General features: G+C 61.5%; 22 protein-coding genes. 15 read left to right on the forward strand and 7 right to left on the reverse strand.

The annotated features are described in order from the left end of the window. The first annotated feature begins 10 nt into the window (after positions 1 to 10). From DV706_RS07850 to DV706_RS07860, 3 genes are all read left to right on the forward strand, one after another. Positions 11 to 1,936, forward strand: a complete 1,926-nt coding sequence (locus tag DV706_RS07850) for a type II/IV secretion system ATPase subunit (RefSeq protein ID WP_049889689.1) — start codon at positions 11 to 13, stop codon at positions 1,934 to 1,936. Positions 1,937 to 1,943: 7 nt separating this feature from the next. Beyond that, on the forward strand, positions 1,944 to 3,659 hold the full coding sequence (locus tag DV706_RS07855; RefSeq protein ID WP_006065169.1) for a hypothetical protein: 1,716 nt from the start codon (positions 1,944 to 1,946) through the stop codon (positions 3,657 to 3,659). 97 nt (positions 3,660 to 3,756) lie between these two features. Next, positions 3,757 to 5,049, forward strand: coding sequence for a DUF7125 family protein (locus tag DV706_RS07860; protein WP_006065168.1), 1,293 nt, complete (start codon positions 3,757 to 3,759; stop codon positions 5,047 to 5,049). 43 nt (positions 5,050 to 5,092) lie between these two features. Here the strand turns inward: DV706_RS07860 and DV706_RS07865 are convergent, their stop codons facing one another. After that, entirely contained in the window at positions 5,093 to 5,800 is a 708-nt protein-coding gene (locus DV706_RS07865; protein WP_006065167.1) for a MinD/ParA family ATP-binding protein, read from the reverse strand. Further along, positions 5,797 to 6,162: a DUF7857 domain-containing protein gene (locus tag DV706_RS07870; RefSeq protein WP_006065166.1), complete on the reverse strand. Its 366-nt coding sequence runs from the start codon at positions 6,160 to 6,162 to the stop codon at positions 5,797 to 5,799. The genes DV706_RS07865 and DV706_RS07870 overlap by 4 nt, the downstream gene beginning before the upstream one ends. Before the next feature lie 184 nt (positions 6,163 to 6,346). On the opposite strand from DV706_RS07870, the gene DV706_RS07875 reads away from it, so the two are divergent. Both DV706_RS07875 and DV706_RS07880 read left to right on the forward strand, forming a co-directional pair. Further along, positions 6,347 to 7,360, forward strand: a complete 1,014-nt coding sequence (locus DV706_RS07875; RefSeq protein ID WP_006065165.1) for a type II glyceraldehyde-3-phosphate dehydrogenase — start codon at positions 6,347 to 6,349, stop codon at positions 7,358 to 7,360. Between the two features lie 97 nt (positions 7,361 to 7,457). Beyond that, the gene (locus tag DV706_RS07880; protein WP_006065164.1) at positions 7,458 to 7,859 is read left to right on the forward strand and encodes an Hsp20/alpha crystallin family protein; all 402 of its coding nucleotides are present in this window, start codon (positions 7,458 to 7,460) and stop codon (positions 7,857 to 7,859) included. Between the two features lie 94 nt (positions 7,860 to 7,953). Here the strand turns inward: DV706_RS07880 and DV706_RS07885 are convergent, their stop codons facing one another. After that, positions 7,954 to 8,811, reverse strand: coding sequence for a hypothetical protein (locus tag DV706_RS07885; protein ID WP_006065163.1), 858 nt, complete (start codon positions 8,809 to 8,811; stop codon positions 7,954 to 7,956). 157 nt (positions 8,812 to 8,968) lie between these two features. Between DV706_RS07885 and DV706_RS07890 the strand changes: the two genes are divergently transcribed. Continuing rightward, entirely contained in the window at positions 8,969 to 9,748 is a 780-nt protein-coding gene (locus DV706_RS07890) for an SDR family oxidoreductase (protein ID WP_006065162.1), read from the forward strand. 6 nt (positions 9,749 to 9,754) lie between these two features. On the opposite strand, the gene DV706_RS07895 is transcribed toward DV706_RS07890, so the two are convergent. From DV706_RS07895 to DV706_RS07905, 3 genes are all read right to left on the reverse strand, one after another. Then, a complete protein-coding gene (locus DV706_RS07895) occupies positions 9,755 to 10,624 on the reverse strand; it encodes an ATP-grasp domain-containing protein (RefSeq protein ID WP_006065161.1) in 870 nt (289 codons plus the stop codon). A gap of 326 nt (positions 10,625 to 10,950) precedes the next feature. Then, positions 10,951 to 11,481, reverse strand: coding sequence for a 50S ribosomal protein L16 (locus DV706_RS07900; RefSeq protein ID WP_006065160.1), 531 nt, complete (start codon positions 11,479 to 11,481; stop codon positions 10,951 to 10,953). Between the two features lie 280 nt (positions 11,482 to 11,761). Continuing rightward, on the reverse strand, positions 11,762 to 11,992 hold the full coding sequence (locus DV706_RS07905; RefSeq protein WP_049889679.1) for a hypothetical protein: 231 nt from the start codon (positions 11,990 to 11,992) through the stop codon (positions 11,762 to 11,764). A 752-nt stretch (positions 11,993 to 12,744) separates the two neighbouring features. Here DV706_RS07905 and DV706_RS07910 point away from each other — a divergent pair. The 4 genes from DV706_RS07910 (at position 12,745) to DV706_RS07925 (ending at position 16,421) form a co-directional block, all read left to right on the forward strand. Beyond that, entirely contained in the window at positions 12,745 to 13,977 is a 1,233-nt protein-coding gene (locus DV706_RS07910) for a site-2 protease family protein (RefSeq protein ID WP_006065157.1), read from the forward strand. Between the two features lie 91 nt (positions 13,978 to 14,068). Then, on the forward strand, positions 14,069 to 15,067 hold the full coding sequence (locus DV706_RS07915) for an ABC transporter ATP-binding protein (RefSeq protein WP_006065156.1): 999 nt from the start codon (positions 14,069 to 14,071) through the stop codon (positions 15,065 to 15,067). Beyond that, positions 15,067 to 15,864: an ABC transporter permease gene (locus DV706_RS07920; RefSeq protein WP_006065155.1), complete on the forward strand. Its 798-nt coding sequence runs from the start codon at positions 15,067 to 15,069 to the stop codon at positions 15,862 to 15,864. The genes DV706_RS07915 and DV706_RS07920 overlap by 1 nt, the downstream gene beginning before the upstream one ends. Before the next feature lie 92 nt (positions 15,865 to 15,956). Next, complete coding sequence (locus DV706_RS07925) at positions 15,957 to 16,421, forward strand: zinc ribbon domain-containing protein (RefSeq protein WP_006065154.1); 465 nt, start codon at positions 15,957 to 15,959, stop codon at positions 16,419 to 16,421. A gap of 40 nt (positions 16,422 to 16,461) precedes the next feature. Here the strand turns inward: DV706_RS07925 and DV706_RS07930 are convergent, their stop codons facing one another. After that, positions 16,462 to 17,478, reverse strand: a complete 1,017-nt coding sequence (locus DV706_RS07930; RefSeq protein WP_006065153.1) for an NADP-dependent oxidoreductase — start codon at positions 17,476 to 17,478, stop codon at positions 16,462 to 16,464. Positions 17,479 to 17,606: 128 nt separating this feature from the next. Between DV706_RS07930 and DV706_RS07935 the strand changes: the two genes are divergently transcribed. From DV706_RS07935 to DV706_RS07955, 5 genes are all read left to right on the forward strand, one after another. Next, a complete protein-coding gene (locus tag DV706_RS07935) occupies positions 17,607 to 18,308 on the forward strand; it encodes a carbonic anhydrase (protein ID WP_006065152.1) in 702 nt (233 codons plus the stop codon). Positions 18,309 to 18,416: 108 nt separating this feature from the next. Next, complete coding sequence (locus DV706_RS07940) at positions 18,417 to 18,635, forward strand: hypothetical protein (RefSeq protein WP_049889688.1); 219 nt, start codon at positions 18,417 to 18,419, stop codon at positions 18,633 to 18,635. 110 nt (positions 18,636 to 18,745) lie between these two features. Further along, positions 18,746 to 18,940, forward strand: coding sequence for a cold-shock protein (locus DV706_RS07945; RefSeq protein WP_005554588.1), 195 nt, complete (start codon positions 18,746 to 18,748; stop codon positions 18,938 to 18,940). Between the two features lie 116 nt (positions 18,941 to 19,056). Then, positions 19,057 to 19,491, forward strand: a complete 435-nt coding sequence (locus DV706_RS07950) for a cupin domain-containing protein (RefSeq protein WP_006065150.1) — start codon at positions 19,057 to 19,059, stop codon at positions 19,489 to 19,491. Between the two features lie 85 nt (positions 19,492 to 19,576). Further along, positions 19,577 to 20,221 (forward strand): class I SAM-dependent methyltransferase, encoded by a 645-nt coding sequence (locus DV706_RS07955; RefSeq protein ID WP_006065149.1) that lies wholly within the window; start codon positions 19,577 to 19,579, stop codon positions 20,219 to 20,221. The last annotated feature ends 156 nt before the right edge of the window (positions 20,222 to 20,377 follow it).

A 20,377-nucleotide genomic window follows, 5' to 3' on the forward strand; every position in this document is an offset into this window, starting at 1 on the left:
CAGTATCGACATGCCACAGGTTGGGATCGCAAGCACCCTCGGATCGGTCCTCGACGACCTTGGGCTCGGCTGGATGCTCGATGACGGTGAGCCGGATGGGAACTGTCCGTGCAGCGTTTCAATCGAGGACGAACTGGTAGTCGTCGATGCAAGCGACTGTGACGGCGACCTCACGACGTCTACCGCGTGTCGACACGCTGTCGTCGACGCGCTTGCCGACCGCGAGGTAGACGGCATCCGCACTCGATCGAACGGGGTCGAACGGCGATACGATGATCAGGCTGTCGAGTTGCTCAGTGCTGCTGGCCGGTTCGTCGAACTACTGGGCGACCGGGACGAGCGACTAGCTGACGCCGCCGCACGAAACCCACTCGAGGTCGCTGCCGAGCTAGCGACACAGATCGGACCAGTCGCGGATATCGCCGTCGAGTCTGGATTTACGGCCGCTGCAGACGGGATCGACAGCTACGAATCGGCGTTGACGTCGACCGTCGGGCTCACGATCGGACACTACTTTCTGGATCAGCAACTCGACGACGGCGCACGCCTCGAGGATGTCCGGACACTCGAGACGGGCAGCGAGGCGCGGATCTACACGCGGCCGGATGGGGTGCCGCTGTACGTCCTCGACGTGGTTGACAGCACGCTCTCGAGCACGGAGCGGAAACAGCTCATCGAGGGGTATGAAGCCATCGCGGAGGGCGACGTCGAGGGCGACCGGGCGGCCTCACGCGCGATCGAGCGCGCAACCGACGCGCCAGCGGAGCCGTTGTTGACGACGGTGCTTTCGAAGCACACGAGCGGGTACGGGATCCTCGAGGACCTGTTTGCAGACGAGCGAGTGACGGACGTGTACGTGACTGCCCCAGTCACACAGAACCCGATTCGGCTCGTCGCCGATGGGGCGTCGATGACGACAAACGTCTACCTGACGGCGGCTGGTGCACGCGCGCTCGCGTCTCGAGTCCGTCGAACCAGCGGGCGAGCGTTCTCGCGGGCAAACCCAACCGTTGACGCGATGGCCACGCTCGAGAACGGGGCCGGCGTCCGCGTCGCCGGCGTCACCGAGCCGGTCTCGGATGGGGTCGCGTTTGCGTTCCGAGAGGTGGCCGACGACCGGTTTACGCTCCCTGCTCTCGTCGCCAACGGAACCATGCCAGCCGAGGTCGCGGCGTTTCTCTCGGTGGCCATCGAGCGTAACGCGGCCGCGCTGATCGCCGGGACTCGAGGGTCGGGGAAGACGACGCTGCTTGGCACCTTGCTGTACGAACTGACGCCGGGTACCCGAACGGTTCTGATCGAGGACACGCCAGAGCTCCCGGTCGCCCAGCTTCAGTCAGTCGACCGGGACGTTCAGGCGCTCCGAACCGGGACCGGCGACGGGCCGGAGATTTCGGCGGACGAAGCGCTCAAGACAGCACTTCGACTCGGAGATGGAGCCCTCGTTGTCGGCGAAATTCGGGGTGAAGAAGCCCGTGTCCTCTACGAGGCGATGCGGGTCGGTGCGAACGCGAACGCCGTGCTCGGGACGATCCACGGCGACGGGGCGGATGACGTCTATGAGCGTGTTGTCTCGGATCTCGACGTCGAACCCTCGTCGTTTGGTGCAACGGACCTCGTCGTGACTGTCGAGGCCTATCGAACGCCGAATGGCCGCAAGCGGCGGGTTGCCAGGATCGAGGAGGTCATCACCAGTGGCGATGATCTCTGGTTCGAATCGCTGTACGAACTGGATGGCGACCAGGCTGCCCCCACGGGGCGGATCGACCGCGGTGAGAGCGTGTGTGTCGACCGACTCACCCGACCGTCCGAGGCGTATGCGTCGGTTCGACAGGCGATCACGACGCGGACGGAGCTGCTCTCGAGGCTCGCTGCTGACGGCCGGACGAGTCCACGCGAAGTCGCCGCGGTGTACGCTGATCGGGGGCGTGAGTGATCGACCCATGGCGCTGTCGACGACAGTGATTCGGAAGCTGGCTGCGCTGTATCCGTACGACGTCAGCGGGAGCGACGCTCTCACTGAGTCGCTCTCGTTTATCAACTCGCCACACGACGAGAAGACGGTTGTTCGTGCGAGCTATGGGGCCGGCATCGTCGGCGCACTGCTCCCGCTCCCGCTGTTTTTGACCTCGGCACCGCTTCCCTTCGTCCTGTTTTTCGTGGTCGTGACACCCACTGCAGCGATTTACACAGTCCACTCACTCCCACATTTACAGGCGGCGTTTCAACGAACCGAAGCACTCGGCGACACGCCGAATCTCATCGGCCGTGCAGTGTTACGGATGCAGGTACAGCCAGCGCTTGAGAGCGCGGTTCGATTCGCTGCCGAGACTGGCAGCGGGCCGCTCTCGGCCAGTCTCAACGGCCACATCGATCGGTCGATGGGGACCGCGAACACGGGACTGCTGTCGTTCGCCGAGGAGTGGGCCGAGTGGTTCCCCGCGTTGCGACGCTCTTCACACCTGCTCGCGACTGCACAGGACGCGCCAGAGGGCGAACGGGCGCGAACGCTCGACCGGGCACTTTCGGCCGTGCTCAACGGCACCAGAACTCAGATGGCGGAGTTTACCGCCGCCATTCGAGCGCCGACGACCGGGCTGTTCGCTTTCGGGATCATGATCCCACTGGCGCTGATCGCGCTCGTCCCCGCCGTGCCGATGGTCGGCTTCTCGGTCAACATCTGGATCGTCGTCTTGCTGTACAACATCGTGCTTCCCGCATGTCTCATCGCCGCGAGCTTCTGGTTGCTCGTCCGTCGTCCGGTTGCGTTCCCGCCACCGAACGTCAGTCACGACCATCCCGACGTGCCGAACCGCCTCTGGATTCGCGGGCTGTGGGGAGTGTTCGCAGGCATCTGTGGGTACGCGATCACGGCGACAGTCGGCCCCGCCCATCTGGCGTCGGTCATCGGTCTCGGCCTCGGCCTGGGCGCTGGCTTGCTTGCGATCTTCAGACCGATCCTCGAGGTGCGAAACTACGTTCGAGACGTCGAAGCCCACCTCACCGACGCACTCTACATCGTCGGTCGACAGGTTGCTGAAGGCGAATCCGTCGAGTCGGCGATCGAGCTCGCGGCCCAGCGGGTGCCTGCTGAAACGGGCGAGGTTTTCGAGCACGCTGCCGGTGTCCAGCGACGACTTCACGTGGGCGTCGACGCAGCGTTTCTCGGCGAGTACGGTGCGCTCAGAGCCGTCCCGAGTTCGCGTGTCCGCGGGACAGCCGCGTTGCTTGCGATCGCTGCCGACGAGGGGAAGCCAGCGGGTCGTGCAATCGTCTCGATGGCCGACCACCTGGAGGAGCTCGACGACGTCGAAGCCAAGACAAAACGGAGTCTGGAACAGGTGACCGGCACGCTCGACAACACGGCAGCGTACTTCGGACCGCTGGTAGCGGGTGCGACGGTCGCGATGGCTGCCATGATGTCGAGTGAAGAGCTGGTTGGGGCGGCAGACGTCGATGCTGCTGCGTTTCCAGCCGAATCGCTCGCCATCGTCGTCGGCATCTATCTCGTCACACTGTGTTTTATTCTGATTCCACTCTCGATCGCCCTCCGGTACGGTCTGGATCGTGCCCTCGTCGGCTATCATATCGGGCGTGCGCTCGTCTCTTCGATGGTCCTGTACGCCGTTTCTGTCGCGATCATCGAGATGATACTCTGAACTGATCGGGTCTCGAGGAGGGCCGTTTGTCGAGTGGGACCGGACTGACCGTCCCAGCGGTGTCCAGGTTCAAAAAGGAAGCCGCACCAATCCCGATATGATCGCGATTGCTGGTGCGAAAGGTGGCTGTGGAAAGACGGTAACGACGCTCGGACTCACAGAGGCATTCGCTCGAGCTGGGATCGCCGCGCTCGCAGTCGATGCCGATCGGCAGCTGCCGAATCTGCACGTCACTGGCGGTGTCGACCGCACGCCAACGCTTGCAGCGCTTGCCGCCGAGACCGGTATCCGATCGGTCGCACAGGGAAGTCCGCGAACGTCGACTGCCGGCATTATTCCTGCTCCGGAGCCGTCGGCGAACGTCGATCTCGAGTCCGTGCTCGGTCGGCTCGAGGCGAGTACGATACAGACGATCGTCGACTGTCCGTCCGGTGCGGGGCCGGACGTTGTCGAGCCACTCGCTGCAGCCAGTGGAGTGATCGTCGTCACGACGGACAGCGATCGAAGTCTCACTGCTGCCGAGATGACAGTCGAGATGGCTCGTCGCCTCGGTGCTCGGGTGCTGGGAACGGTACTAAACAGATGTGAGACGGTCCCGCCCCAAGTCGACTCATGGGTCGACGTGCCGGTGCTGGGCGTGATACCCCAGGCGGAGTCACCGTTGATAGACGACGAGACGACGACTGCCTACGATGAACTCGTCGAGACGTTACGAACACGAAACGCAACGGCACAGACACCACCAGCGTACGATGACGACCTGTTACCGACGGGGATCGATGCTCTCGACCGTCGGCTGGGCGGCGGGCTCGCACCCGGCTCCGTCGCTGCACTGATCGCCGAGCCAGCGAGTCAGTCAGAACACTTGCTCTATGAAGCGACTGCACCCCGCGGGACGCTGTATCTCACGACCGAGCGCTCGGCAGTAAACGTTCAGCGAGCGATCGAAACCACGTCGACCGAAACCGGTACTCCGACGGTCCGCCACGTCAGCGGCGAACACCGCCTCGAGGAGGCGATGGAGAATATCAGCAGACTGCCGGCGGAGGCGACGCTCATCATCGATCCGATCGACGTCCTCGAGCGACACGACCGGCACGCGTACGTCTCGTTCCTGAACGATCTCAAAGACTGGATGGTCGAGACCGAAAGCATTGCCCTGTTGCACGGTCTAAACGGATCCAATCGACCCGATAACCGAACAGCGACGATCCACGCGACCGACGCTGTCTTCGATGTACAGACGAGTAACCCGGGGATCGGAGCGGGCGTCGGACACTCCCTGTCGATCCCGAAGTTCCGTCCCGAGCGGTCGTTCACGGAGACGATCGAGCTCAGTTTCGACGGCGTGGGGGCAGCGGTCATCGAGACCGACCAGGACGGAGCGTGAACGCACGTGGTCGGTGGAACGACTGCACGAGACGACGAGGGACTCAGCGAACGCCGATGTGACCGGAGCGATTCCCTTCGCAGCGTTCGACTGAACGGGCAACTGACTCGAACGCGTCGCTCACACCACAGTCAGGGGACACATCTCTGACTGGACGCCACTCCTCCATCGCGTTGTCGACGGCCGGCCGCTCCGCGACCATTGTCGTTGGTGCGCCGAGTTTCCGTTCCACGCGAGCCGCAAGCTGCTCGTGTTCATCGGCTTCGTCTGCTGTCGTCCGATTGAGGACGACCGCGGCGATCGGCGTCTCGAGTTCGAGCGCGACCGCCCGAGTCCGTAGCGCATCGACGAGTGCCGATTCGGTCGGCGTGGTGACCAGTACTGCGACGTGGGCGCTCTCGAGTTGGCGGCCCACGTCGCGTGCCAGCCCTGCCGGACAGTCGATAACGACGCGACCGAACTCCCGCTCGAGGCGATCGACCACGCGGGGGAGTTCCGTCAGTGCCGACGCGCGGGCACCAGCGAGCGTTCGACCGCACGGCAGTATCCGAACTGTGCCGAACGACTCCACGGCGTCGAGTGGGGCTGCCTGCCCCGCGAGAACGTCATGCAGGTCGGCTCCATGTCCACGGGGGAGATCCGCAGTCGAAAGATCGGCGTCGACGACGACGGCGTCGAGCTCTCGGCCGAGATTCAGCGAGACAGTCGACTTGCCGACGCCGCCTTTACCACCAGCGACAGCGACGATCATGGGTTCTGCGTGAGTACGTCAGCTGTCGGTGCCCACCTATCGAGTTCGGCGAGCACCGCTTCGGACGTCGTGGTCCGCTCTGTGGCGATCCGGGAGCTCTCAAGAACCTCGAGTGGCGGCTCCGTCGGCGTGGCTGGGCTTGCGAACCCAACCCCACGGCGTCGTCCTGGTTCGACAGCGCCCTCCCAGACGTCGCCACGCCACTCGGGGACGACCATCCCGTCTCGTCGTGGCGGCCACGTCGGCCCGTCGAGTTGGCTCTCGAGACGGACTTGCTGTGGAGTCGTCTGCGTATTCGTGATGATCGCCGTCACAAACGTCACTCCCTCGCGTCGATCCGTTTCCCAGTCGACCTCGACCATGCCGGTAGTTTCGCGCCTGCTATCGTATAAACTCCAACACGGCTCGCCTCGAGGGGACAGCCGAGAGCACGGCTGAAGCGAGGGCAGCAAAATTACCAGAATGTGGGTAAAACTCACCTGCGAGTTACAATCGAGCGTGAAGCCTCGAAACGGTTATCCCCCTCCGTAGAGGATTGCCGAATATATGATCCAGGTCGCGATCAACGGCTACGGCACGATCGGTAAACGCGTCGCAGACGCCGTCCGGCAGCAGCCGGATATGGAAGTCCTCGGCGTCGCCAAGACGCGGCCGAACTTCGAAGCCGAGACAGCTATCGACAAGGGGTTCCCGCTTTATGCAGCCATCGAGGAGCGCGCCGACCAGTTCGCCGAGGCCGGCCTCGAGATCGCTGGTCCCGTCGAGGACCTCATCGACGCAGCCGACATCGTCGTCGACGCGACGCCGTCCGGAATCGGCGCGGAGAACAAAGAACTGTACGAGGAGTACGACACGCCAGCACTCTATCAGGGCGGCGAAGACGCTGCTCTCGTCGACACCAGCTTCAACGCCCGCTCGAACTACGAGGACGCCACCGGCGCAGACCACGTCCGCGTCGTCTCCTGTAACACGACCGGCCTCTCCCGAGTTATCGCCCCACTGCGAGAGGAGTACGGCGTGGAAAAGGTGCGTGCAACTCTCGTTCGCCGCGGCGGCGACCCCGGCCAGACCAACCGTGGTCCGATCAACGACATCCTACCGAACCCGGTCACGATCCCCTCCCACCACGGCCCCGACGTCGAGACCATCTTCGACGACCTCGATATCGACACGCTCGGGATGAAGGTGCCTGCGACGCTGATGCACATGCACAGCCTGAACGTCACGCTCGAGGAGGAAGTCGACGCCGCCGAGGTTCGTGAACTGTTCGCTGACGAGTCACGCCTGTTTTTGATCCCTGAGCGCATGGATATCGACGGCAGCGGGAAGCTCAAAGAGTACGCGATGGACGCCGGTCGCCCACGCGCAGACATCTGGGAGAACTGCATCTGGGAGGAGTCCATCTCGACCGTCGGATCGGACCTCTACCTGTTCCAGGGCATCCACCAGGAAAGTGACGTCGTGCCGGAGAATATCGACGCGATCCGGGCAGTGCTCGGTGAAGCTGACGCCGGAGAAAGTATCGAGACGACGAACGAGACGCTCGGCATCGGCCTTTAAACGCCACTGCTCGACATTTTCAGTGTGTCAGTTTCGGCCACCCCGAACAATTAGTGACGACAGAAAGTTTTTGCCATGTGGCCCACTACGCATTCGCATGCGCCGAGACGACCGCGACGAACCCTTCGACGACCTGTTTCGCGAGATTGAGCGAATGATGAACGAAATGATGAACGGTGCCGATGCCAACGTCGAGTTCGACTCCTCGAGAGACGTTGACAACGGCTTTGGGATGGATACCCACGTCAATATCCACGAGACCGATGAGGAGGTCCGCGTCATCGCTGACCTACCAGGTGTCGAGAAAGACAATATCGAACTCGAATGTGACGGCAAGACGTTGACCATCTCTGCCTCGAGCGACCACCGTCAGTACGACGAACGCGTTTCGCTCCCCCAGCGTGTCAACGAACACACCGCGTCCGCGACCTACAACAACGGGGTTCTCGAGGTCGTGTTCGACCTTGCAGAGCAGTCATCGGGCATTAGCCTCGAGTAACGTCGTTGCGTCGCGGTCGAAAGACAGTTTTAGTGCGCGACTCGAAAACAGAACCGTCGAATCGACGCGAGCGGTTCTCTTCCTGTCCGTTGGCTTACGACACAATCTCTGCAGCCAGCCAGCCAAGCGCCATTCCGCCCAGAACGACACTGCCCAGTAACAACGCCGCGTTTGCTAACGCGTTTGGAACGAGTGCTGGTACCTGTCCGCTGACGAACATCATCACCGACACGCCAAGCAGGCCGACGATCCCCCCGATCCCTGCCACAGTTAGCGGATCCGGTGACGTTCCCGGGGACGTCGTCGATGCTGTCGAACTGTCGTCCGCCGTCGCGGTATCCGTTTCCGTATCGGACTCCGAGTGTGACGTCGTCGCCTCGTCGGCATCCGACTCAGCAGGTGACTCGAGATTCGAATCTGGCTCCGTCGACACGTCGTCGTCCTCTCGCTCTATCGTCTCCGTTTTCTCGTCCGTGTCGGAAGTTGGTTCGACATCGAGGGTCGGCTCCTCGAGTTCCGACACCACGACATCTGTCACGGTCGCCGGGTGGTCGGCCAGCCAGTTTCGACCTTCTGTGACGTCGTCGGTAATCAGCCGCTCGATGTCGTCATCGACCTGCTCGATGACGCTGTCGACGGACATCTTCGCGATGACTGACTCGGGATAGACGATGACGAGGGCCTCGAGTCCGGCTTCGTCCGCCTGCGTCGCCCACTCGGTAATTGACCACAGTTTGTCCTCATCGCTGATCGCCCCCTGATTGCGTGCATCGGCGTACATTTTGTTGGCGCCGGTGGCCTCGAGCAACTCGATACAGAGCTCCATATGAGCCCGAAAACTCTCGCTGGTCGCGAACCCGTGCCATCGAAGCAAGACGGCATCGAGCTCGTCGTCCCAACCGACAGTTCCAGCGTCCGTTCGCCGATAGATGTTCTCTTGAACGAGAGTCATATCGACTGCTAACAAACCTATATAAATATATCTATGCCAGGATATCAAATATAATAATGGGAGACCGCATGAGGAAATGACGGTGAATAATGTACTTTTGGATATAATTCATCTGTATCAACGCAAGATTGATATTCAAGCTATTTGATACACAACCATGAACTCTGTACTCGACGGCGAGACGGCAGTTATTACGGGCGCCGCAAGTGGGATCGGTCGTGCGATCGCACTGACGTTTGCTGACGCAGGCGCAGACGTCGTCGTCGCAGACCTCCGCGAGGGGCCACGCCAGGGCGGTGTTTCGACACACGAACGGATCGCCGACGAGACCGACGCCGAAGCGACGTACGTCGAGTGTGACGTTACCGATCGCAACGCTCTCGAGGCAGCGATCGACGCCGCAGACGAGTTCGGCGGCCTCAGCATCATGGTGAACAACGCGGGTGTGTTCGGGCCGATGGGATCGATCACGGAGATCTCCGTCGAGGACTACCGCGACCTGATGGCGATCAACCTCGATAGCGTCTTCGTCGGCTCGAAACTCGCCGCCGAGAAACTGATCGAACAGGGCGAAGGTGGGGCGATCGTGAACATCTCGAGTCTCGCCGGGCTGCAGGGATACGGCGAGATCGCGCCGTACTGTACGGCGAAAGCGGGCGTTCGAAACCTCACCTACTCGTTGGCCGACGATCTCGGCCCACACGGAATCCGAGTCAACGCCATCCACCCCGGCGAGGTCGAGACGGCGCTGACGACCGAGGACTTCCCGATCGTCGGCACCGAGCAGGAGGAGGCACTCAAACAGCTGATTCCACTCCAGAAACTCGCACAACCCGAGGACGTTGCCAACGCAGCGCTCTTCCTCGCGAGCGATCTCGCCGGCCACATCACGGCCGAGTCACTGCTCGTTGACGGCGGCACGCGGAATACGAGCTAAGTTTCTTTACCGACACCGCGTGCGTATCGCCGCCGCCAACCGATCGTAAAAATCCGGCTCGTATTTCGTTTCCTCGTCGATCGTCGGCCGGGCGTTCGTCTCGTTGACGACGAGTCGATCGTCGGTCTCGAGGAGGTCCACGCCGAGAAACGGAATCTCGAGTTCGGCGGCGACTGATTCGGCGAGGTCGCGCCACTGCTCGGGGAGGTCCACGCCGGTCGCCTCCGCCCCGCGGTGGACGTTGTGTTTCCACTGCCCGGACGCGACCGCGTCGTCGGGAAGGCGACGCTCGACGGCACCGACGTACTCGCCCTCGAGCACCATCACCCGGTAGTCGGTCGCATCGGGGAGATACTCCTGGACGAGAAACGAGCGGTCACCAGTGGCCCGATAGTCGTGGACCAGTGAGAGGTAATCACAGATCCCCAGAAACGAATCGAGATCGTGAGCCTTTGCGACGCCGACGCCGCGGGTCGTCGAGTTCGGTTTGACGACGACCGGCGGCTCGAATCGTTCGAAGACATCGGCCAACTCGGCCTCTGAGACCTCGTTCGAGACGTAAACCGACGTCGGGACCGGCAGGTCGGCTCGCTCGAGACGGGCGAGCACTTCGGCCTTGTTTCGCGAGGTCAGGACGGCGTCGCGACCGTTGAGCCACGGCACCTCGAGACGGGCGTCAGCGACCCCACCCTCCATCAGCCGCCCGGGATAGACGTAGCCAACGTCGTACTCCGCTGGCTCCCACGGTGTGTCCGTCCCCAGCGACACCACGCGCTCGCTGACTGGAACGTACTGAGCTTGAATATCGCGTTCGGCCAACGGCTCGCGCATCCGCTGGAACGTCTCCGTGTTGTTCGCAACCGCGAGAGTGAGCATACTCGACGTCGGGCGTAGACCGATAAAAAGGTGCTCGAGACCGCACTCGCAGTCACGAACTCGACCCGACCGAGAGCGGCACGTGCACAGCGTGTCCGCTACGGACGACTCACACTGCCAGACAACAGTCAGTAACCGCCCAATCGCGCCTCATAGTTCGTCGCCGTCGGCGACGACCGTTCGCGTGCGATCGGTGCGTGAATCGTTCTGTCCGGCAGTATCAGCGACCGCTGTGAACGGTCGACTATCGGAGAGACGGTTGAAAAGCGGCGTGTGCTCGCGACGAGAGTCTGTTTGCCTCTCGAGCAACGGAGCAACGCGTCGGTTTACGCGATCAGCTGCTCTTCGCCTTTCTCGACGACGATACGGCACGGCGGCGAGATCTTGTTGTAGGAGCGACGGAGCGCGTCCTTGGCGAACTCGGCGTCATCGACGTCACACCAGATCGTGAAGATGCGCTCGCCAGCGCCCATTCGTGCGGCGGTGCCGACGATCTTCCCGAAGGACTGTCGCATCCCGTCGGAAACACGGTCTGCACCCGCACCCGTTGCCTGCTTGTTCTCACGGATGACGTGGTGTGGGAACTTCCGGAGAATCATCTTGTAGTTGCCCTCTCCGGCGTTTTTCAGCATGTGACGGTTGGCCGAGAGACGCGAGGCCTCGAGCGAACCGTGTCGGATCTGCACCTCTTCTTCGGTGACGAGGCTGATCTGGATGGGGTAGTCGTCTGCATCGGCGCTGAGGTCGCCCATCTTGTGCTGTGCGATCTTCGAACCTGGGATCCCAGTAATGTATTCGCGGCGCGTGTAAGCCGGCTTACTGATTTCCCGATACATTGAGGCGGGTTTATCGGACATGGTTGTGGTTACTTACGAAAACGCAGGCCTACCGTGCGGATAAAGGCTTCGAAGCACGCGTTGAGGAGACCGGCCAACGGCCACCGAAACACGACGGTGGGGTGATACGGTAGAGCAGATATTATTACTCTCCCGTGTGGGTGTGTGGGAACTGAGCTGCTGACGGCGTCTCTCGAGAGACTGGTGTGGCGACAAACAGCAAACCAACACACAGTTACGCGACGTTGCGGCAGCGGCGACTCGATGAAAGGACGACAGAACAGCGATCGAAGCTCACAACTCAGTTGCGCAGAACGTACTCGGTGTCCTGTTTCTCGATCAGTCCCTCGGTCGAAAGGGAGTTGAGGACGCTCAGGATCGTGATCTTCTTCATTGCCAGGATCTGCCCGAGTTCGTCGACCGTCGTCCCATCGGTCGCATCCAGGGTGAGGTAGACGAGTTTGCCCTGTGGGGACTTGATTTCGGTCGGGAGGTGACTGATTTTGGCGTCGGAATGGGTCTGTTCCATCATTGTACTTCCACCGACAACGAACTCCTGTATAAGTCTATGGTACAGTGGGTGCATATTGGCTAACGAGTAATAATGTGATTATATGTATTGATTCGCACTCTCATGGTTTGGTAGCGTACCCGCACAGCGCGTACCGTACAGTTATATTCATTGTACCGGCCACTCAGCCGGATACGCTCGCCTGAGTGACAGGTGTGTTCGTCGCGTTTCAGATCGCTTCGGCTGGGGTGTAGCTCACAGAACACGTCATACAGCACGGCATACCGTACACTCGACTGTTACTTTTCTCGAGTCTCACATTCTGTTTAATGTGTATTAATATGGCCGATCAGGCGAGCGTGCAGTTCGGTGCACACTGCTCTTTATACGGTCACGCTCGGCTGTCGTCGCTGCTGCCCGTCACTGTACACCCCATCGCACGACGGGACGCGGTTCGGAACGTGCGCGGTTCGGAACGAACGAAGTGAGTGAGAACCGCGGAAAGCGAACGGGGAGGAACGACCCGTGAGCGAACGAAGTGAGCGAGAACCGCGGTCAGTGCGATGGGTGTGCCTCGGTTCAGTTGGTACGGTCGTTGGTCCGGGGTGACGGAGACATCGAGAAACGAACTCGAGTCCGGCATGCATCTGGGATCTGGATGCGGGTCACGTAGCGATTGGACGGAGTGGACTCGAGAAAAAACGCTCGAGAGAGTGACCGCCGAAACACACACCGGCGGCGTATTTAAGGCCCTCCCGCGGCTATGATAGGATATGATGAAGAGTTTCCGGATCGGTTCCCTGTTCGGGATTCCGATTAAATTGGATCTCACGTTCTTGCTGGTGTTGCCGTTGTTTGCCTATCTCATCGGTGCACAGATCGGGCCTGTCGTCGATATTCTCAACACGAGCATGAATGCCGGGATCGACGTCGACGCACTCACAGCCGAGTGGTGGCTGCCGTACGTCGTTGGTCTGGCTGCGGCGATCGGACTGTTCGTTGGCGTCGTCTTACACGAACTCGGTCACTCGCTGACAGCCCAGCGCTATGGGTTTCCGATCGATTCGATTACGCTCTGGCTGTTCGGTGGCATCGCTGCCCTCTCGGAGATGCCCGAAGATTGGAAACAGGAGTTCAACATCGCCATCGCGGGCCCGATCGTCTCCGTGCTGGTCGGTATCGCGTCGTATCTCCTCTTTTTGGTCACCCCCGAAGCGTTCAGCGGAACACGGTTCGTACTCGGCTATCTCGCTGTATTGAACGTCGCACTCGCAATTTTCAACATGATACCGGCGTTCCCGATGGACGGCGGACGAATCCTCCGAGCACTCCTCGCTCGCGGGCGGCCGTACGCGAAAGCAACACAGCAGGCTGCAGGCATCGGCAAACTGTTTGCTGTCTTCATGGGCCTGTTCGGGCTGCTCGCGTTCAACATCATTCTCATTGGTGTCGCCTTCTTCGTCTACATCGCGGCCTCGAGTGAGGCCCAGCAGGTGACGATGAAAGCCGCCTTCCAGGACGTCACCGTCGGAGATATCATGACGTCGACCGGCGATCTCCACACCGTCGAGCCCGACACCCCGATTTCGACGCTCATCCAGCGGATGTTCACCGAACGCCACACGGGCTATCCGGTTGTCGAATACGACGCGTTCGAAGGCGAGCGACTCGTTGGCCTCGTCACTCTCTCAGATGCTCGTGGGATCGATCCAGTCGAGCGTGATGCCTACACGGTCGAGGACGTCATGACGACTGATCTGCAGACGATCTCGGCTGATTCGGATGCCATGACCGCAATCGAGCAAATGCAAAAACACGGTATCGGTCGCTTGCTCGTCGTCGAGAACGATGAGCAGCGCTCTGTTGACCGGTCGGATGGCGAGACACCGCACGAAGGCGACGAACTCGTCGGCTTGATCTCGCGGTCGGACGTGATGACGGCCTTCGACATCGTCCAGAAAAGTGGGTCAGTCAGCCCGGTTGGCCAACCACAGACTGCAGACTGAACGAGCACTAAACCGGCAAAATGGGCCGTAACGGCCGTCTCGAGCACCGAGACCAACATTCTTAACCGCAGTCGGGGCTGACGCTTCGTCGATGCCACCGGCCATAGAGACCGTCGACCTCGTCAAGGAGTACGGCGATTTGCGCGCTCTGCAGGAGCTCTCACTGACCGTCGAGGAAGGGGAGTTCTTCGGCTTGCTCGGCCCGAACGGCGCAGGCAAAACGACGTTCATCAACACGCTGGTCGGACTGGTCCGCAAGACCGGCGGCGAGGCGCGTGTGTTCGGCCACGACGTCGAGGACGACTACCAGCAGGCCCGGGACGCGATCGGCGTGGCCCCACAGGAGTTCAACGTCGATCGGTTCTTCCCGATCAAAGAGGTCCTGATGCACAAGGCTGGCTATCACGGAATCCCGGACGACGAAGCCGCCGAGCGTGCCGACGAGGTGCTCAAACGCGTCGGTATCTACGACAAGCGAAACGAACGCTTCGACTGGCTCTCCGGCGGGATGAAACGCCGCCTGCTACTCGCCCGCGCCCTCGTCACCGACCCTGATCTCCTCATTCTCGACGAACCGACGGCGGGCGTCGACGTCCAGTTGCGCCACGATCTCTGGGAGCTCGTCACCGAACTCAACGAGGAGGGAACGACGATTTTGCTGACGACCCACTACATCGAGGAGGCCGAACGCCTCTGTGATCGGGTCGCGATCATGAACGAGGGTCGGAAGGTGACCGTCGCGACGCCGGACGAACTGAAAACCCGCGGCACGGATACGATCTCGGTGCAACTCGAGTCCACACCGGCTGTTGCACCCGATCTCAAAGCTTACGCACACGAAACGAGCATCTCTGGGGATCACCTCGAGGTGCGTGTCGATGACGGCGGCTCGATCGCGCCCCGCCTGCTCAACGACCTCGAGGCGATGGGGTACGAGATCACCGACCTCGAGATCGCTCGAACCTCGCTCGAGGAGATTTTCGTCGACCTGACGCGAAGCGAGGATCGGACGGTGACTCGCTCGTCGGCGACAGCCGACGATGGCGAGCGCGACCACGACCTCGAGCGAGAACAAGAGGGGGTCGCCTGATGTTCTCGGTCGGCTTTCGTGCGCTGTTCCGGCGCGAACTGCTTCGGTTCATTCGGCGTCCCAAGAACACGTTCATGCCGCCGGCGATCACGAACGTGCTCTATTTCGCCGTCTTCGGGGTGATTCTCGGCGGGCGGATCGACGAACCGGTGGCGGGGATCGGCTACATCCTCTTTCTGATTCCGGGGCTGATCGTGCTCGGGACGATCTCGAACGCCTTCGAGAACGCCTCGTTCTCGATCTTCCACGGGCGGTGGAACGAGTACATCCACGAGACGCTCACCTCGCCGCTGTCGTACGCCGAGATGGTTGTCGCCTACGTCGGCGCCAGCGCGGTTCGTGGCCTGATCGTTGGCGCGATCATCGCCGTCATCGGCCGGCTGTTCGTCCCGATCTCGATCGAACACGGCCTGTTCCTCGTCGCCACGATGGTCGTCATCGCCGCGCTGTTTGCGGGACTGGGGATCATTGGCGGGCTCGTTGCACGGGACTTCGACGACCTCACCGTGATGAACCAGTTCATCCTTCGACCGCTGGTCTTCTTTGGGGCCGTTTTCTACTCGCTGACCATGCTGGACCCCATCTGGCAGTACGTGTCCCTCCTGAATCCGATGGTCTACATGGTCGACAGCGTCCGCTACGGCTTGCTTGGCTACTCGGACCTGCTCGAGGTTGCGCCGGCGGCCTACGCCGAACTCGCACCGTATGCCTCACTCGGGGTGCTCACCGCACTCACCGGGTTCGTCATCGCGCTCGACGTCTACCTGTTCAAGATCGGCTATGGGCTGACTGACTGATCGGTGACGGTGGCTCGAGAGCTACTGACAGCGATTTTTACGCCGTGCGGTGTAACACAGATATTATTGGCCGTCGGCGACCTCGGTCTCTCATGGGAAACGAGTACTGCCGGCACTGTGGTGCAACACTCGCACCTGATTCCAATTTCTGTAGCGAATGTGGCGAAGCAGTCGCTGAGCCCAGCGGCTGGGGAAGCGATGTCGGTGAATACGACCGATCGCACGAACCGACAGCCCATACAACGACACGCGAGAAGGAAACGACGTTTGCGGCGCTCACACATGTTTTGGGACTGCTGACGTGGGTTATCGGCCCGCTGATCGTGCTCGTCGCGACCGAAGACGAGTTCGTCGAGGAGAACGCCAGAAACGCATTGAACTGGCAGATCATGTTCTCGATCTACATGCTGCTCTCGTTCGTGCTCACGTTCGTCCTCATCGGGCTCGTATTTTTGTTCCTTGTTCCGATCGTCGACCTGATCGTCTGCGTCGTTGCGGCTGTCAAGGCCAACGACGGCGAGGCGTGGACATACCCAGCCACACCTGATATCGTCTAGCGGGGGGCTCTTTCGTTCGAAATGACTCGAGTACCGACTCTCACCGGTCGTCTTCTGCGACCTTGACGAGCTGTTTGCCGATATTTTCTCCTTCGAACAGCCCCAGAAATGCGTCGGGGGCGTTCTCGAAGCCCTCGACGACGTGCTCGCGGTACTGGATCTCGCCGCTCTGAACGAACTGCGAGAGACGCTCGAGCGCCTCGCCCCAGCGCCCCTCGTAGTCGGTGACGAGGAAGCCCTCGACCGTCACACGGGATTCGATGAGTTTGCCGAGCTTTCGCGGCCCGGTGGGGACATCGGTCTCGTTGTAGAGGGCAATCTGTCCGCAGACGGCGACGCGAGCACGGACGTTCAGCCGGGGCCAGACGGCATCCGTAATCGGGCCGCCGACGTTGTCGAAGTAGACGTCGATCCCGTCCGGACAGGCGTCGTCGACCGCACTCGAGAGGTCGTCGGTCGTCTTGTAGTTAATCGCGGCGTCGAAGCCGAGGTCGTCGGTGAGCCACGCGATCTTTTCCTCACTGCCGGCGGTGCCGACCACGCGCGCCCCGCTGAGTTGTGCGAGTTGGCCGACGACGGAGCCGACCGCGCCGGCCGCGGCGGAGACGACGACTGTGTCGCCAGGCGTCGGTTCACCGACGTCGAGCAGCCCGAAGTAAGCCGTGACGCCGGGCATGCCGAGGACGCCCAGTGCCGTCGAGATCGGGCCGTGCTCCGGGTTCACTGGCCTGAGTTCGCCGGCGTCAGCGACGGCGTGTTCCGCCCACAGGAGGTCTCCGGTGACAATATCGCCGGTTGAGAACGCCGCGGCGTTGGACTCGAGGACTTCGCCGACGACGCCGGCGCGCATCGGCTCGTCGACGACCCACGGTTCGGCGTACGACTCCGCATCACGCATTCGACCGCGCATATAGGGGTCGACGGACTGATACAGCGTGCGAACGAGCACCTCGTTCGGCCCGGGCTCGGGACGTTCGACGGTAACGAGGTCGAAGTTCTCGGGTGCCGGTTCGCCGACTGGACGGCTCGCGAGCCGCCACTGTCTGGTTGTTGCCATACACAGACATGGCTCGTCGGGACCGTGAAAATTCGGCTCCCGGAACCCGCTTTGTCTCCGGCTCGAACTCCACCGGGATACGTGCACAAAGAGCAAGCGTTTTGACGCCAATTCGCCATGTCGTTCGTATGGGCGAAGATCACGACGTGTTAGACGCGTTGCTCGCAGGAAACGAGCGTCACGTAGCAGACCTCCCAGATGACTACTTCGCAGCCGTTCAGGACGGCCAACACCCCGACGTCGTCTCTGTCTGCTGTTCGGACTCCCGTGTGCCACAGGAGCGAATGTGGGGCGTCGACGATCCGGGAACGGTCTTTACCCCCAGCAACATCGGGAATCAGGTCTGGGACGAGGACGACGGCGAGTTGATCGTCGACGGCGGCCTCCTGTATCCCATCGCTCACGCTGGTACCGATGTCGCAGCTGTCGTCGGCCACACCGGCTGTGGCGCTGTCACCGCAGCGTACAACGCGGTGACTGACGGCGATCTGCCCGGTCCACGAGGCGTCGACAAGTGGGTCACGCAGCTCATCCCGGTTATCGAAGACGGCCTCGAGAGCGAGCTCATCGACGCCGATGCCGACGAGGAGATGGTCGTCAACCAGCTCGTCGAGTACAACGTCGATCGGCAGGCACAGTTCCTCCGTGACGCTGAGGAGGTCCCGGACGAGGTCGACGTCTACGGCTTTGTCTACGACTTTCAGGGAGTGTACGGCGACGAGAAGGGGCGGACGTACCTGATCAACGTCAACGGCGAGACGGATCCCGAAACGATCGCAGCGGAGATTCCCGAGGAGTACGCAACGGCAACGAACAGTCTGATCCACTGACAGCCGAGTAGTCTCCGCCGTTTGCAGGCTCGATAGTCGGTGTGCCGCGACGAACTCGAGAACGTCCGTGCCGGTATCGTTTTGCCGCTCCTACCGAAACAGTTGAGTATGCGAGCACTACTCGAGTCCGATACAGGGTTTTATTATCTCATCGGCCTCTTTACGATCGCGGTGTTTCTCGTGTCGCTGGCAGCGCTTGCGATACTCGGTCCTGCTGGCCTCGGTGCAGCCGAACTGGGTGGGCTCGTCGTCGGCTTTCTCGTCTTCATGCTGGTGTATTTCATCTCGATAGCAGTCCACCGACTCGAGGAAGGAGACGGGACATGACCGATCGAGAAAATCCGCGATATCGCCACTAACACGCGGTTAACGTCCGATATCGGCACTTGCGTCGAGTCGCAGGGTTTATCAGTATACGGGCACTCTCTTCAAAAGCAATGGCGAAAGGAACCGTTGATTTCTTCAACGACACTGGCGGCTACGGATTCATCGAGACTGAGGACGCGGACGACGACGTGTTCTTCCACATGGAAGACATCGGCGGCCCGGACCTTGAGGAAGGACAGGAGCTTGAGTTCGATATCGAGCAGGCCCCCAAAGGCCCACGCGCGACGAACGTCGAGCGCCTGTAAGGCGAATTCGCGGTAGTATCGGCACTTGACTGCAGTATTTTATCCCGGTGAGCGACAGCGCTTGTCTCACCGCGAGCCCACTGAACGTTTAGTGGCCTCGCCGCCTACATATGGGTATGGCAACACCAACATCCACACCCGAACCCGAGCCAGTGATCCGTCGCAGCGACGATATCGAGTACGAATCCGTCAGCGCTGCTGATGGACTCGAGAAAGGCGTCCTAATCAGCGACGACCACGGCGCGCCGAACTTCGCGATCCGGCGCTTTGTCCTCGAGGCCGGCGCATCGGTGCCCGCACACACGAACGAGGTCGAACACGAACAGTACGTTCTCGAAGGGGAGTATACGGTCGGAATCGGCGATATGCAAGCGGCAGATAGCGCAACCGGCGACGCCGTCGACGGCGATGAGGAGTACACGGTCGAAGCCGGCGACTCGCTGCTGATCCCTGCCGGGACAGTCCACTGGTATCGAAACGAGAGCGACGAGCCAGGGGCGTTCCTCTGTGCGGTCCCCAACGGCGACGACGAGATCGAACTGCTCGAGTGAGAGACAGAGCGAGGAGTGCTGTCAGCGGCGCTGGGCGAGCACGTGCCCGGCCAAATATTATAGTAGCCCGTGCTGACCGCCCGATATGGGTACGTTACAGAACCACGACGCAACCCGACACTGGTTCGATCTTCTGGCACCGGGCTACGACGCTGTCGTCCCGTCGCTGTTCTGGCCGGAGTCGCTCCAGCAGGCGGCACTCGATCGGATCGATCTCGAGTCGGTAGATCGAGTGCTAGACGTCGGCTGTGGAACCGGCGAGACGATCGACCAGCTCCGTTCGGACGTCTCAGCGACCCACGGGCTCGATCTAAGCCAACCACAGCTCGAGACCGCCGCGGACAAATCGGAGCTCGAGGACGTCCGTTTTATCCGGGGGGATGCGCGTACGCTCCCGTATGCGGACGAGACGTTCGACTGTGTGGTCTCAGTCGGCTCGATCCTTTACTGGTCTGCGCCCGTCGAGGCGCTGCGGGAGGCCCACCGCGTCACGAAACAAGGCGGCGAGATCCTGGTTCTTGGCTTCAACCGGCGATCGCTCTCGTGGTGGAACCCGGTCCAAAACGTTCAGGACGGTGTCGCAGAGACGCTCTTTTTCCGGTACAACCGCGAGGAGGGTACGGAGCTCTTTCTCGAGGCGGGGTGGACTGACCCCACTCACGAGGTGACTGGGCCGATCTGGGGACCTGAACTCGTAATCGCCACCACGGCACGGAAAGTCGAGTCGTAATCTCGACGCTCACTGGCCGCCGACGTGTGCGGGTCTGTCAGAGCTGTCGAACGGCGACGGTAGCAGGGAGCCACTGCTCGCCGCTGCAGACCCTGTTGAGCGATCGCCGTGCGGTTGATGCACGTTCAGATGTTCGGCATTTCGAACCGCTCAAGT

The organism is Natronorubrum bangense, from assembly GCF_004799645.1.
Classification (GTDB): domain Archaea; phylum Halobacteriota; class Halobacteria; order Halobacteriales; family Natrialbaceae; genus Natronorubrum; species Natronorubrum bangense.

Excerpts from the sequence above, each read along its gene's own strand:
- DV706_RS07850 (WP_049889689.1), top strand. The coding sequence starts at position 11 with ATGCCACAGGTTGGGATCGCAAGCACCCTCGGATCGGTCCTCGACGAC.
- DV706_RS07855 (WP_006065169.1), top strand. The coding sequence starts at position 1,944 with ATGGCGCTGTCGACGACAGTGATTCGGAAGCTGGCTGCGCTGTATCCG.
- DV706_RS07860 (WP_006065168.1), top strand. The coding sequence starts at position 3,757 with ATGATCGCGATTGCTGGTGCGAAAGGTGGCTGTGGAAAGACGGTAACG.
- DV706_RS07865 (WP_006065167.1), bottom strand. The coding sequence starts at position 5,800 with ATGATCGTCGCTGTCGCTGGTGGTAAAGGCGGCGTCGGCAAGTCGACT.
- DV706_RS07870 (WP_006065166.1), bottom strand. The coding sequence starts at position 6,162 with ATGGTCGAGGTCGACTGGGAAACGGATCGACGCGAGGGAGTGACGTTT.
- DV706_RS07875 (WP_006065165.1), top strand. The coding sequence starts at position 6,347 with ATGATCCAGGTCGCGATCAACGGCTACGGCACGATCGGTAAACGCGTC.
- DV706_RS07880 (WP_006065164.1), top strand. The coding sequence starts at position 7,458 with ATGCGCCGAGACGACCGCGACGAACCCTTCGACGACCTGTTTCGCGAG.
- DV706_RS07885 (WP_006065163.1), bottom strand. The coding sequence starts at position 8,811 with ATGACTCTCGTTCAAGAGAACATCTATCGGCGAACGGACGCTGGAACT.
- DV706_RS07890 (WP_006065162.1), top strand. The coding sequence starts at position 8,969 with ATGAACTCTGTACTCGACGGCGAGACGGCAGTTATTACGGGCGCCGCA.
- DV706_RS07895 (WP_006065161.1), bottom strand. The coding sequence starts at position 10,624 with ATGCTCACTCTCGCGGTTGCGAACAACACGGAGACGTTCCAGCGGATG.
- DV706_RS07900 (WP_006065160.1), bottom strand. The coding sequence starts at position 11,481 with ATGTCCGATAAACCCGCCTCAATGTATCGGGAAATCAGTAAGCCGGCT.
- DV706_RS07905 (WP_049889679.1), bottom strand. The coding sequence starts at position 11,992 with ATGATGGAACAGACCCATTCCGACGCCAAAATCAGTCACCTCCCGACC.
- DV706_RS07910 (WP_006065157.1), top strand. The coding sequence starts at position 12,745 with ATGATGAAGAGTTTCCGGATCGGTTCCCTGTTCGGGATTCCGATTAAA.
- DV706_RS07915 (WP_006065156.1), top strand. The coding sequence starts at position 14,069 with ATGCCACCGGCCATAGAGACCGTCGACCTCGTCAAGGAGTACGGCGAT.
- DV706_RS07920 (WP_006065155.1), top strand. The coding sequence starts at position 15,067 with ATGTTCTCGGTCGGCTTTCGTGCGCTGTTCCGGCGCGAACTGCTTCGG.
- DV706_RS07925 (WP_006065154.1), top strand. The coding sequence starts at position 15,957 with ATGGGAAACGAGTACTGCCGGCACTGTGGTGCAACACTCGCACCTGAT.
- DV706_RS07930 (WP_006065153.1), bottom strand. The coding sequence starts at position 17,478 with ATGGCAACAACCAGACAGTGGCGGCTCGCGAGCCGTCCAGTCGGCGAA.
- DV706_RS07935 (WP_006065152.1), top strand. The coding sequence starts at position 17,607 with ATGGGCGAAGATCACGACGTGTTAGACGCGTTGCTCGCAGGAAACGAG.
- DV706_RS07940 (WP_049889688.1), top strand. The coding sequence starts at position 18,417 with ATGCGAGCACTACTCGAGTCCGATACAGGGTTTTATTATCTCATCGGC.
- DV706_RS07945 (WP_005554588.1), top strand. The coding sequence starts at position 18,746 with ATGGCGAAAGGAACCGTTGATTTCTTCAACGACACTGGCGGCTACGGA.
- DV706_RS07950 (WP_006065150.1), top strand. The coding sequence starts at position 19,057 with ATGGCAACACCAACATCCACACCCGAACCCGAGCCAGTGATCCGTCGC.
- DV706_RS07955 (WP_006065149.1), top strand. The coding sequence starts at position 19,577 with ATGGGTACGTTACAGAACCACGACGCAACCCGACACTGGTTCGATCTT.